The 12,480-nt window shown below is 67.6% G+C and carries 11 protein-coding genes; 7 read left to right on the forward strand and 4 right to left on the reverse strand.

Annotation, left to right across the window (positions count from 1 at the left end; all coding sequences use genetic code 11):
- Window positions 1–117: 117 nt before the first annotated feature.
- Window positions 118–780 (reverse strand): HTH-type transcriptional repressor FabR, encoded by a 663-nt coding sequence (gene fabR, locus QZH66_RS08550; protein ID WP_305805528.1) that lies wholly within the window; start codon window positions 778–780, stop codon window positions 118–120.
- 92 nt (window positions 781–872) lie between these two features.
- On the opposite strand from fabR, the gene QZH66_RS08555 reads away from it, so the two are divergent.
- The 3 genes from QZH66_RS08555 to QZH66_RS08565 all read left to right on the forward strand — a co-directional run bounded on the left by QZH66_RS08555 (window position 873) and on the right by QZH66_RS08565 (window position 3,661).
- Window positions 873–1,952: a ferredoxin reductase gene (locus QZH66_RS08555; protein ID WP_305805529.1), complete on the forward strand. Its 1,080-nt coding sequence runs from the start codon at window positions 873–875 to the stop codon at window positions 1,950–1,952.
- A 2-nt stretch (window positions 1,953–1,954) separates the two neighbouring features.
- The gene (locus tag QZH66_RS08560; RefSeq protein ID WP_305805530.1) at window positions 1,955–3,250 is read left to right on the forward strand and encodes an acyl-CoA desaturase; all 1,296 of its coding nucleotides are present in this window, start codon (window positions 1,955–1,957) and stop codon (window positions 3,248–3,250) included.
- Between the two features lie 135 nt (window positions 3,251–3,385).
- Complete coding sequence (locus tag QZH66_RS08565; protein ID WP_305805531.1) at window positions 3,386–3,661, forward strand: hypothetical protein; 276 nt, start codon at window positions 3,386–3,388, stop codon at window positions 3,659–3,661.
- Window positions 3,662–3,715: 54 nt separating this feature from the next.
- Here QZH66_RS08565 and QZH66_RS08570 read toward each other — a convergent pair whose 3' ends face one another.
- The gene (locus QZH66_RS08570; RefSeq protein ID WP_305805532.1) at window positions 3,716–4,846 is read right to left on the reverse strand and encodes a metallophosphoesterase; all 1,131 of its coding nucleotides are present in this window, start codon (window positions 4,844–4,846) and stop codon (window positions 3,716–3,718) included.
- A 143-nt stretch (window positions 4,847–4,989) separates the two neighbouring features.
- Complete coding sequence (locus QZH66_RS08575) at window positions 4,990–6,429, reverse strand: GGDEF domain-containing protein (RefSeq protein WP_305805533.1); 1,440 nt, start codon at window positions 6,427–6,429, stop codon at window positions 4,990–4,992.
- Window positions 6,430–6,840: 411 nt separating this feature from the next.
- Here QZH66_RS08575 and QZH66_RS08580 point away from each other — a divergent pair, with 411 nt between their 5' ends.
- Window positions 6,841–7,641: a TlpA disulfide reductase family protein gene (locus QZH66_RS08580; protein WP_305805534.1), complete on the forward strand. Its 801-nt coding sequence runs from the start codon at window positions 6,841–6,843 to the stop codon at window positions 7,639–7,641.
- A gap of 365 nt (window positions 7,642–8,006) precedes the next feature.
- Window positions 8,007–8,987: a cation diffusion facilitator family transporter gene (locus tag QZH66_RS08585; RefSeq protein WP_305805535.1), complete on the forward strand. Its 981-nt coding sequence runs from the start codon at window positions 8,007–8,009 to the stop codon at window positions 8,985–8,987.
- 75 nt (window positions 8,988–9,062) lie between these two features.
- Here QZH66_RS08585 and QZH66_RS08590 read toward each other — a convergent pair whose 3' ends face one another.
- A complete protein-coding gene (locus QZH66_RS08590; protein ID WP_305805536.1) occupies window positions 9,063–11,126 on the reverse strand; it encodes a 3-hydroxyacyl-CoA dehydrogenase NAD-binding domain-containing protein in 2,064 nt (687 codons plus the stop codon).
- A 239-nt stretch (window positions 11,127–11,365) separates the two neighbouring features.
- Here QZH66_RS08590 and rpoE point away from each other — a divergent pair, with 239 nt between their 5' ends.
- Window positions 11,366–11,986 (forward strand): RNA polymerase sigma factor RpoE, encoded by a 621-nt coding sequence (gene rpoE, locus QZH66_RS08595; RefSeq protein ID WP_305805537.1) that lies wholly within the window; start codon window positions 11,366–11,368, stop codon window positions 11,984–11,986.
- Window positions 11,983–12,480, forward strand: a 498-nt coding sequence (locus QZH66_RS08600; protein ID WP_305805538.1) for a sigma-E factor negative regulatory protein, incomplete at its 3' end; no start/stop codon positions are given. The genes rpoE and QZH66_RS08600, both read left to right, overlap by 4 nt.

Consider the following 12,480-nt stretch of genomic DNA (forward strand, 5'->3'; position numbering starts at 1 on the left):
GCAATCAGGATGCCCGCCGGCCGCGGCGCATGGCCGCAGGGAACGGGCGGAAACAGGGGGCGACCATGGTACCCGCAGCGCTGCACCGTGTTCTGTCCGGCAGCGGGCGGATGCGCTTCAGCGCAGCGGCGGGCTGCCGGCGATCGTGCGCGCGCCGGTGATGATCATGCGCAGCATCTTGGTCAGCTGCGCGATCAGTTCTGGATCTTTTTCCGGCGGTTGGTCCACCGCGGTGGCGCCCATGGCGAACACCAGGCGGGTGATGGCCTTGGATGCCAAGGCAGGCTCGTACAGGCGGGCGCCATCGGCCGCGGCCAGGCGCACCAGGTCCACGCATAATTCGTCTTCGAAATAATTCAGCTCGCGGTCGACCGCGCGCTTGAATGCATCCGAGCCGGCGGTGCCCTCGCGCAACAGCACGTGCAGCAGTTTGTCGTCGGCGCGCAGCTGCTCGATGAAGGTTTCCACCGACAGCTGGATCACGCTGCGGTCGGACGACGCCGCGCGCTGGCGGGCCTGGCCGATGATGGTGCGCAGCGAGCGCCCGGCCAGATCGATCAGCGCCACGGTCAGTTCGTCCATGTCGCGGAACTGGCGGTAGAACGAGTTGGGAGCGATGCCGGCCTCGCGCGCCACCTCGCGCAGGCTCAGGGTGGAGACGCTGCGGTGCGGGCCGATCAGGGACAACGCCGCAGCCAGCAGGTCGTCACGCGAAATCGAGGCTTTGCGCGTCGGATGCGCATCATCGGTGGCCAACAGGGGCGGATCGGGGAAGGTCATCGGGGGCCGGGCGGTGAAGTGCCTGAATCATAGCCGGTCCCGCCGGTATACATCTGTATACACACTCGTATGCTCGTCCGTATAGTGGCGTCATGAATGCCATCCCTGGTCCCGTCCCGCGTCGCCCCCGCTTCATTTCGCCCCGCAACTGGGTGTCCGAGGCGTTGTTCGACTTCTGGGCGTCGCGCCTGCATCCGCTGTGGACCCGGCAGCGCCCGCGGGCCCGGCTGGTGTCGCGCCAGCCCGCCAGCCGTGATGCGGTGACCCTGGTGCTGCAGCCCAATGGCCATTTCCGCGGGCTGTTGCCGGGGCAGCACGTCAATCTGGGGGTGGAGGTCGATGGCCGCCGCCTGACCCGCAGCTACAGTCCGACCGGGCTGGCCGATGGCCGGCTGGCAATCACCGTCAAGACGGTCGACGGCGGCAAGGTCAGCGGGCATCTGGCCCACGTTGCGCGGATCGGCGAGGTGTTCGAACTGGGCCAGGCCTTTGGCGAAATGACGCTGCCGCCAGCGGTGGCCGGTGGGCGACTGCTGCTGCTGGCCGCCGGCAGTGGCATCACCCCGATGCGCGCGCTGCTGCGTCAGCTGGATGCGGCGGGCGTGGCCGGGCGGGTGGATCTGGTCTATTGGGCGCGCCGTCGCGAGCAGTTGTGCTTTGTCGATGAGTTGGCCGGTCTTGCCGCGCGGCATCCGGCGGTGAACGTGCAGTTCGCGCTGACCCGCGATACCGACACGCCGTCGCCGCGCGTGGATACGTTTGCCTTCGATGCGCTGGGCGATCTGACCGCGGCGCGGGTGCTGGTGTGCGGCCCGGGCGGGTTCGTCGAGGCGGCGCGCGCGCGGCTGCAGGGCCAGGTGGGCTCGCTCCAGTCCGAGGCTTTCAGCCCGCCTGTACTGGCGGATGTGGAAGAGGGCCTGGTGCAGGTCGAACTGCGGCGCAGCGGCCGCATCCTGGCGTTGCCACGCGGGACCGCGCTGCTGCAGGCGCTGGAGGCGCACGGCATTCGCCCGCGCAGCGGGTGCCGCATGGGCATCTGCAATACCTGCGTCTGCGCCAAGGCCGCCGGCGTGACCCGCCATACCCTGACCGGCGACTACGCGGCCGAACCGGCCACGCAAGTGAAGCTGTGCGTGAACAGCGCCAGTACCGACCTGATCCTGGAGCTGTAAGCATGTCTTCCCTGTACAACCGCGCGCTTTCCGCGGCCGAACTGCAATCCTTCGGCGAGGAACTCGATGGCGTGCGCGCACGCCAGCTCGCCACCCTGGGCGCTGCCGATGCGCGCTACATCCGCCGGGTCGTGGCCGGGGTGCGCTGGACCGGGGTGGCCGGCCGCGCGCTGCTGTTTCTTGGTGCGTTCGTGCACAGCGTGCTGATCCCGGCGTGGATCGCCGGCGTGGCGCNGCGCGCACGCCAGCTCGCCACCCTGGGCGCTGCCGATGCGCGCTACATCCGCCGGGTCGTGGCCGGGGTGCGCTGGACCGGGGTGGCCGGCCGCGCGCTGCTGTTTCTTGGTGCGTTCGTGCACAGCGTGCTGATCCCGGCGTGGATCGCCGGCGTGGCGCTGCTGGCGCTGTCCAAGATCCTGGAAAACATGGAGCTGGCGCACAACGTCATCCACGGCCAGTACGACTGGATGGGCGATCCGCAGCTGCAGGGCAGCACCTACGAATGGGACATCGTCGGTACCGCCGACAGCTGGCGCAGGACCCACAATTTCCGCCACCACACCTACACCAATGTGCGTGGACTGGACGACGACATCGGCTATGGACTGCTGCGGATTTTTCCCGAACAGCGCTGGCATCCGTTCTTCCTGGCCCAGCCGGTGGTGGCGGTGGTGTTCGCGCTGCTGTTCGAATGGGGTATCGCCATCCAGGACCTGCGCATCGGCCGCCTGCTCAACGGCAAGGTCACCGTCGGCCAGCTGTGGCGGCAGGCGCAGCCGGTGCGGCGCAAGATCGGCAAGCAGCTATTCAAGGACTATCTGCTGTTTCCGGCACTGGCCGGCCCGTTCTTCCTGCCGGTGCTGCTGGGCAACGTGGCCGCCAACCTGATCCGCAACGTGTGGACCTACGTGATCATCTTCTGCGGCCACTTCACCGCCAATGCCGAGACGTTCCCCAAGGAATGCGTGCGCGACGAGAGCCGCGGCCACTGGTACCTGCGCCAGTTGCGCGGCTCGTCCAATCTCACCGGCGGCAGGTGGATGAACCTGCTGTCGGGCAACCTCAGCCACCAGATCGAACACCACTTCTTCCCCGATCTCCCAGCCAACCGCTACGCGGCCATCGCGGTCGAGGTGAAGGCGATCTGCGCGCGCTACGGCCAGCACTACAACACCGGCTCGCTGCCCCGGCAGTTCGGCCAGGTGGTGTGGCGGATCGTGCGCCATGCCTTCCCGAGCAAACCGGTGCGGCGGACGGCGGTATCGGGTGTGGGCGCAGCCGGAGCCCGGCCGGGCTGAGCGCGGCCGCGGGTTTTTCCGCTGCGCGGCGTCCGTGCCGCATCGTGCACTTGGGCGGCATGATGGTTTTTGAGCGCTTTCCCCGGTATATAGATATGTGACGGGTCTCACACATCTTCAAGCCAAGGAAAGTTCATGACGCACGCGCGCAAACCGGCTGCCCACACCTCTGCCTCGGCCACTCCGGCCCGGCAAGACACCGCAATGGAAAGCCACGGGGATGGAGCCAGCCGCGGAGCGGTGGCGCGGCGCCTGCATGATTTCAGAAAGGCCTACGGCAAGGCCCGCGGCTGGCTTTGCCCGCCGCCGCGTTCGTTTCTTGTGGCGCTGCGCTTCGCCCTGTTTGGCGACAGCGGCCGCTTCCGTACCCATGGTGGCTGGAGGGTTTCGCGCATCTACAAGCACGACTGATCTGCGCGCGCCGGCATGACCGGCAGGCGGCAGGCAGGCCGGGCGGCGCTCGGGTCAGTCGTCTTCGTCCATGGTTCCTTCGGCCAGCGGCACCCGCGAACCGTCGAGCAGGCCGCGACTGAGCGTGCCGTTGTCGATGAACAGCAGCTCGCCGTTCTCGCCGTTCTTGATGCTGCTGTCGATGGCGATGATGCGCTCGCCATGGAAGCTGCTGATATGGGGCATCGAGGTGTGGCCGACCACGATCCGCTGCAACCCCAGCTGTTTGAGCAGCGCCTGCACCTGGGCGGTGTCCATGCGGCCGTCGAAATAGCCGCGGTACCAGATCGGACTGGTCTTGCCATCGAACAGGCGCGCGCTGTCGGGTGCCGCTTTCACCTGCTCACGCGGCGCTCCGAGCGCGGCCCGGTAGCCGGCGTTGGTGCGGTCCATCTCGCGTACCAGATCGAGGTTCTCCGGCGCGATACCGCCGTGCAGGAACAGCGTGTCGCCGATCCGCAGCAGCGTTGGGCGGGTGCGCAGCCACTGGCCGATGGTCGAGTCCGGACCGTACAGCGCCGGGTAGCTGCGACCGAGCAGCTGCGCGCTCTGCAGATACTTCGGGTTGACGTAGCGCAGGTCGTTATAGAGCACCATGGTTTCGTGGTTGCCGAGCACGAAATGCACCGCGCCACCGGCGTCTGCCGCCTGCTGCTGCAGGCTGTACAGCAGCCAGAACGTCTCGGTGACCTGGGGGCCGCGATCGAACACGTCGCCGGCCACCACCAGGGTGGCATCGCCCAGCGACCAGCGGTTTTCGGCATCGATCACATGATGGGCACGCAGCAGTTTCACCAGCAGCGCGTACTGGCCGTGGATGTCGGACAGCGCAACGATGCGCGGCGTGGCCGGGACCTGCGCCACGGCAGCGGGGCCCGGCGGCACGATCATCAGCGGATGGGGATAGCCGCACTCGGGTGCGAGCACGAGGCCGTCGTTGCCCGCCGGCAGATCACGGCGGATCACATGGTCCCCGCATACCCACTGCGCCTGCAGTCCCGTGGCGGTGCGGAACACATAAGGGCCATCGGCGTCGACATGCGCTGCGGGTGCGGACAGCGCGCGCGCGCCGGCCAGGCCGGGCAAAAGCGCCAAGGCCAACTGCAGCAGCAGGACGGGACGGCAGAAGGGCGGGATCGGGAACATCGGCGGTTTCCTTGCAATGGGCCGGGCAGGGCGACCTGCACCCTGCCGGGCATGCTACGACACCGATGCGAGGCGGCCATGCGCCATGGTCCAGGTGGCGCCGGCCGCCGACGTACGCGACGTGAGCCGGTTGGCGCAACGGATCAGCCGCGCTGCAGTGTTTGCCGCTCCGGTGCTTCGGGGAATGTGTCCGAGGCCATCACCGTGCGGTTGCGGCCCTCTTTCTTGGCCTGGTACATCGCCGCATCGGCGCGTGCCATCACCCGTTCGTAGTCGGGATGGCCGTCATACAGGGCCACGCCGATGCTGGCGCTGATCGCCAGTGAGGTGCCATCGGCCAGCGCCACCGGAGATTCGGAAATGTGGCGGCACAGGCCGTCGGCAATCACCCATGCCTTGCTTTCGTCCGTTGCCACCAGCACCACCACAAACTCTTCGCCGCCATAACGGAACACGTAATCGCTGCCGCGGGTGAACTGGGTAAGGAGGGACGCCACATGCTGCAGGGCGCGGTCACCGGCTTCATGGCCATGCCGGTCGTTGATCGTCTTGAAATGGTCCAGATCCAGCAGCAGCACCGCAAAACCGCCGCCGGACTTCACCGCCAGGTTGATTTCGCGGCGCAGTACCGTCGGCAGGAACCGGCGGTTGAGCAGGTTGGTCAACGCATCGCAGCCGGCATCGAGTTCACCGATGCGTTCGAACAACATGCCCAGCAGGTTGCGGATCTGGCTGATGCGCGCGCGCACCTCCTGCAGTCGCGCCGCGCGGGCGTGGACCTCCTCGTTGCCGTGCAGGGTTTTTTCCAGCCCGTCGTCGACCTCTTTGACCAGTGCGCTGATACGCAGGGTTTCCGGGCTTTCACCAAAGCTGGGAATGCCCTTGTGGGTGAACCAAAGGCCGAATTCGGACCCGGCCAGTGGCTCGAAACTGGCGCGGTCGCTCTGGCTGGCCAGGGCGTAGAGCAGGGTGTTTTCCCAGTCCAGCAGCAAGGCGCGCTGGCGTTCGCGCTCGGTGCTGACGTTCTGCACCAGCGAGAACAGCCGGTAGGCGGCGTCGGTGCGTGACGAACGCTCGCGGGCGTTGGAGTAGGCCAGGGTCATGCCTTCCAGCGCGATGTCGAACGACGCGGTCAGGCTGGCGCAGGCGCAATGCAGCAGCGCGCCATGGCCGATCTGCTCGGCGAGGCGTTCGAACAGGTGTTGTTTGAGTACCCGCGTGCCGCGTGTCACCAGATCCACCGGAATACCCACGCGTGCATGCACATCGCCAACGATGCGCTGGGCGGCGATCAGTTGTTCCACCGTTTCCGGGGTGGCGCGCAGCAGATTGCAGACCCAGCGTTGCATGGCCGGTTGCAGGCGGGTGCGCACCTGGTCATGGGAGAGCAGGCGCGACGCCCGCTCGTCTCCCATCATCACCTGATAGAAATGCACGGCCATGCGGGCGGCATCGGTCTCGGCCAGTGCGGCGAGCGCCTGCGCCGCCTCGGTACCGGCGTTGACCAGGCTGTGTTGCCAATCGGCCACGAGCCGCCTGTTTTCGGTGTCGGGGGCGGCAGGAACGGGGCTGGAGGGGGACATGGCAGCGGCAACGGTCGGGACAGACCTGGCATTATCGGCCGGAAGCGGCGCTGCTTGAGGCTGGTCTTGGCAGGCTGCCGGTCCAGGCCGGTTGCCGGTACAGGGGATGGAGGAGCCGGCGTGATCGTTCCATCGTTCTTTTGCCGGCAGCGAGCCGTGCAGGCGCTTCACGATGGCTGCGCTCACACCGCATAGCCTCGCGCCCGTGCCCATGTGCCGGCACGGGTGCCGGATCATGCCGGAACCGTGGTCGCATACCCGGTGTCCATCGTTCATGCTGGTGCACATGAAACCCGTCCCGTCCTACCGGTGTGCCGGCCCCGGTGCCAAATCCGACGCTGGCGCCGGCGGCCGCGGCGCGGGCAGCGCAACCGGGATGTCCGCTGCCACAGCGCAATGGAAAACGGTCCGATGATCAGCGCCGGCCCGTTTCCGTTGATGGCACTAGTCGTAGTGCTGGCTGCCGGCGTGGCGTTGTTCGTCGCCCGCCGGCTTGCGCGCCGGACTGAAGGGGGCGGCAAAGCGGCCGCTGCGATAACGCTCGATGCGCTGCTGCTGGGCCTGCTGGGCGCGCGGGTGGGCTATGCGCTGCTGCACGTCCCGCTCTACCGCGCTGATCCGGTGTCATTGGTCCGCCTCGGCGATGGCGGCTTCTCGGTCTTCACCGGGGTCGTGGCGATGGCGGCCTATGTGCTGTGGCGTACCCGCACGATCACCCCGCTGCGGCGGCCGGTGCTGTCCGCGCTGCTGTGCGGGCTGCTGTGCTGGTTTGCGGGCAGTCAGGCCCTGTTGCTGTTGCAGCGCTCGCGCGTGCCGTTGCCCGATGCCGTGCTGGTGGACATGCACGGCACGCCGGTAGTCCTGGCCCAGTTCAACGGCAGGCCGCTGGTGGTCAACCTGTGGGCGACCTGGTGCGGCCCGTGCCGGCGCGAGATGCCGGTGCTGGTGGGCGCGCAGAAGTCGCATCCGGAGATCACCTTTGTGTTCGCCAACCAGGGCGAAGCGGCGGCGGAAATCGAGGCCTATATGCGCGCCGAAGGGTTGCAGCCCGGCCATGTGCTGCTCGATACCCATTCCGATTTCATGCGCCAGACCGGTGCCCGCGCGCTGCCGACGACGCTGTTCTATGACGCCGCCGGGCGGTTGCGTGACGTGCATATGGGCGAGCTCAATCCCGCGGTGCTGGAAGCCAGGTTGCAACGCCTGCGCTGAAGCTGTGTTCGCCTTTGCCTGCGCGGATCGGGGTGGCGCGAAGGTCGCGCTGATCCCGCGCGCCGCTTCGCCGGAACAGGCGACGCCGCCCGGCACGCACAGCCCGCGCCGCGGTTGCCCGGGATGAAGGCGGTATCCGGAGTGGTTGAAGTGGCAACTGCGAAGCAGCGGGAGAGGGATTCCGCACCGGTGCCGCCGATCCTGTTCAAGTATGCCGAAGGCGTATCCAGACCCGGATGTGGCGGGAGCAGGACACGGAGGCGGAGCCGGAGCCGCGTTGACCGGCGATATCGGCGGTGCGAGGGGTGTAATAGTCTCCGCGCGGCCGCGGTGACTAAGCTGGTGTCCGTCGTCAGGAGCCCCCGATGAGCCACGACCACCGTCACCTGCCTGCCCGCATCCGCCATGAAAGGCCGCTGTGGTGGGCGCTGGGCCTGACCTCGCTGTACCTGCTGGTGGAGGTGGTGGGGGCGTTCTGGAGCAACAGCCTGGCGCTGCTGTCGGACGCGGCGCATATGGCCACCGACACGCTGGGGCTGATGATCGCGCTGGTCGCGGTGCGGCTGAGCCGGCGCCCGCCCGATGCCAAACGCACCTATGGCTATGCGCGGCTGGAAGCGGTCGGCGCGGTGGTCAACGGTGGCCTGCTGTTCGCCGTGGGCATCTACATTCTGTGGGAGGCAGCGGCGCGCTTCCGGCAGCCGCAGGACATCGCCTCGCTCGGCATGCTGTGGGTGGCCGTGTTCGGCCTGCTGGTGAACCTGCTGGCGATGCGGCTGCTGCAGGCCGGCAGTGGCGAGAGCCTGAACGTCAAAGGCGCCTATCTGGAGGTGTGGAGCGACATGCTCGGCTCGCTCGCGGTGATCATCGGTGCGCTGGCGATCCGTTTCACCGGCTGGAAGCTGATCGATCCGATCCTGGCGGTGCTGATCGGCCTGTGGGTGCTGCCGCGCACCTGGGTGCTGCTGCGCGAGGCGCTCAATGTGCTGCTCGAGGGGGTGCCCAGGGGATTGGTGCTGACCGAGGTGGAGCAGGCGCTGCGGAACTGCCCGGGCGTGGCCGGCGTGCACGACCTGCATGTGTGGGCGCTGGCCTCCAGCACCCCGGCGCTTACCGCGCATGTGGTGATGGCGGACGGGCAGGAGCCGGACGGGTTGCGGCGCCAGTTGGCCGATCTGCTGCACCGGCGGTTCGGCATCGACCACGCCACCCTGCAGGTCGAGGTGGATCATTGCGGCGATGCCTGCAGTGTGGCCACATTGCACCACGACCACGACCACGACCACGACCACGACCACGACCATGGGCCGGATGCCCAGGGCCACCACGGACAGGTCCATCGCTGATCGGCCGGGTGCGCGCCGGCGGATAGCAAAACGGAGCCGTTGCCGGCTCCGTTTCTGGTTGCGAAGGGTCCAGACTCAGGCGGCCGGTTCGCGCAGGGCCGGCATGTCCCAGCCTGCCCGGGGCGCGAAACGGTCGCCATACCGGGCCTGCAGGGTCTTGAGCTTTTCCACCAGTACATCGGCACCGGTGGCGCGGATGTACTGGATCGGACCGCCGCGGAACGGTGCAAAGCCGGTGCCGAAGATCACCCCGGCATCGAGCAGGTCGGCATCGGCCACCACGCCGTCATGCAGGCAGGCCACCGCTTCGTTGAGCAGCGGCAGGATCAGCCGGTCCTCCAGGTCGCCGGGCATGGCGTAATCCTTGGCCACTTCCGGTTTGACCGGCTTGCCGTTTTCCCACTTGTAGATGCCCTGGCCGTCCTTCTTGCCGCGCTGCCCCGGTTGCACCGTCTGCAGTGCAGCGGGAATCTGCAGGCCCAGGAACGGGGCCAGTTCCTTGCCCACGCCGGCGGCCACGTCCAGGCCGACCGTGTCGAGCAGCTCGATCGGGCCCATCGGCATGCCGAACTTGACCGCCGCCTTGTCGATCACCGGGCCGGGGAGGCCTTCGGCATACGCGGTGGCGGCTTCCAGCATGTACGGGAACAGCACGCGGTTGACCAGGAAGCCCGGCGTACCGGCCACCGGCACCGGGAACTTGCCCAGCGCCTTGCAGAACGCGGCCAAGCGCTGCTCGGTTTCGGGGGCCATGCCGTCGTGGTGGATGATTTCCACCAGCGGCATCTGCGCCACGGGGTTGAAGTAGTGCAGGCCGGCGAACTGCGCCGGGCGCTGGATGTGGTCACGCAGCTCGACCAGCGGGATCGAGGAGGTGTTGGTGGTCAGCAGCGCGTCGGCCTTCAGCTTCGGCTCCAGCGTCTGGTACAGCGCGCGCTTGGCCTGCGGGTCCTCGATGATCGCCTCGATCACCAGGTCGGCGGCGGCCACGCCGTCACCGGCCAGATCGGCCTTCAGCCGGGCGGCGACCTCCGGGCGCTTGCGCTCATCCTTCACTTTCTTGGCGAACAGGGCCTGCGCCCGGGTCATGGCCGGGTCGATGAAGCGCTGCTCGCGGTCCTGCAGGGTCACGTTGAAGCCCTTGTACGCCGCCCAGGCCGCGATATCGCCGCCCATGACCCCGGCGCCGACCACATGCACGTGCTGGATGCCGTGCTCCTTGCCGCCCAGTCCCTTGAGCCGTTCGCTCAGGAAGAAGATGCGGATCAGGTTGCGCGCGGTCGGCCCACCGGCCAGTTTGACCACGGCGCGGCGCTCGGCGTCCAGACGGGTCTGGATGTTGCTGCCGCCAGTGCGTTCCCAGGTGTTGATCAGCGCGTAGGGGGCCGGGTAATGGTCTTTTCTGGCCTTGCGCGCGACCTGTTTGGCCATCTGCGGCGCCAGGATCTTGCGCGCAATCCAGGTGTTGGTGGCCCACGCGGTGGCGCGCTGCTTGAACGGCCGCGCGCTGCCGGACAGCGCCAGCGACACCGCCGCATCCACCAGCACCGCGGGCGCGACGACCTTGTCGACCAGTCCGATCCCGCGTGCGGCCGACGCCGACAGGGTGCGCCCGGTCAGCATCAGGTCCATGGCCGCCGGCGCCCCCACCAGTTGCGGCAGGCGTGAGCTGCCGCCCCAGCCCGGGAAGATGCCCAGCTGGGTCTCCGGCAGGCCGATGCGGGTGGAGATATCGTTGGAGGCCACGCGATAGCGGCAGGCCAGCGCCAGCTCGGTACCGCCGCCCAGGCAATGGCCGTGGATCGCCGCCACCGTCGGGCAGGGCAGTTCAGCCAGTTTCTGGTAGACGTTCTGGCCGCGGCGGATCGCGTCATTGACGGTGCCGCGGCGGTCGAATTCCTGGAATTCCTTGAGATCGGCCCCGGCGATGAATCCGGCGGCCTTGCTGGAGCGGATCACCACACCTTTGGGAGGATCGATGGCAATGCGCTCGACCAGGTCACCCAGTTCCAGCAGCACGTCCTGCGACATCGCGTTGACGGCGGTGCCCTGGCGGTCGAGGCTGAGCACCACGATGCCGTCGTTGCGGATATCCGCCTGCCAGTGATTGAAGCGGAGCCCATCGAAGCCTGAGAGCATGGGACGTTCCATCCGGTTGTGTATGGAGAAGATCGCTATGATCCAGAGGTTGTTTCCCCGGCGTCAAATCCCAATGCAGGGAAGTGCGCAACAGTGTTCGCCTGAAACCGGTGTCGGGCAGGCTAACCGAACGCGAGTTAAAAGCTGGTGCTGCGACCTGGAACGGGCCGCTGAACTTTTCCCGGGATTGGCGGTCTCATTGCCCGACGTCGGTTGGGCTGACAGGAGTGCGGCTCCGCATGGCCGAAGTTGAAACACCACAGGAGCTGGATCTGGAACTGGTCCGGCGGGTGCAGCGCGGCGAGAGCGCGGCGTTCGATGTGCTGGTGCGCAAATACCAGCACCGGATCGTTGCATTGATCGGGCGCTACATCGCCGACTGGAGCGAATGTCAGGACGTGGCCCAGGACACTTTCATGCGCGCGTACCGCGCCATGGGAAATTTCCGCGGTGACGCCCAGTTCTATACCTGGTTGCATCGGATTGCCGTGAACACTGCCAAGAACCATCTTGCCGCCCACCATCGCAGGCCGCCCAACGACGACGTCGAGATTGGCGATGCCGAACTGTTCGACAGCGGTACCCGGCTGCGTGATACCGATACACCCGAGCGCGAGCTGATGCGTCACGAGCTGGAGCAGACGGTGATGAAGGCGGTCAACGCGCTGCCCGAAGAGCTGCGCGCGGCCATCACGTTGCGGGAGGTTGAGGGCATGAGCTATGAGGAAATCGCGCAGAAGATGGGCTGTCCCATCGGCACGGTGCGTTCGCGCATCTTCCGCGCACGGGAAGCCATCGACAGCGAGTTGCGGCCTTTGCTCGATACCGGCAGCGCAACCCGCGAGCGGAGTCGCGTATGACCAACAGCCATCACACCCCTGAGTCCGCCGGGCCGCTGCCCAGCAAGTTCGATGCCCATTACCGCCAGCAGCTTTCGGCGCTGGTGGACGGCGAGCTGGCTGCTGATGAGGCGCGGTTCATGCTGCGCCGGCTCGAACACGATGCCGAGTTGTCCGGCTGCCACGAGCGCTGGCAGATGCTGGGCGATGTATTGCGCGGCAATGCCTGTGCGCCGGCGCCGCCGGATTTCAGCGAGCGGGTGCGTTTGGCCGTGGCTGCCGATATCCGCCAGAACGGCGCGGTGGCCGGTGCCGCTTCGCGTCCGCCACATGGCGGCTGGAAACGCTGGGGCGGCGGTGCCGCGCTGGCCGCCTCGGTGGCGGTGGCGGCCATGTTCATCACCCGCGAGCAGCTGCCCGAACAAGACGCGCCGGATATGGTGATCGCGACGTCGGCGCAGGTGCCTGCAATGCCGGTGGCGCCATCGGCGAATCAGGCGGCGCTGGCGGTGGCT

The sequence above is a fragment of the Stenotrophomonas sp. YIM B06876 genome, from assembly GCF_030711595.1.
In the GTDB taxonomy this organism is placed as follows: domain Bacteria; phylum Pseudomonadota; class Gammaproteobacteria; order Xanthomonadales; family Xanthomonadaceae; genus Stenotrophomonas.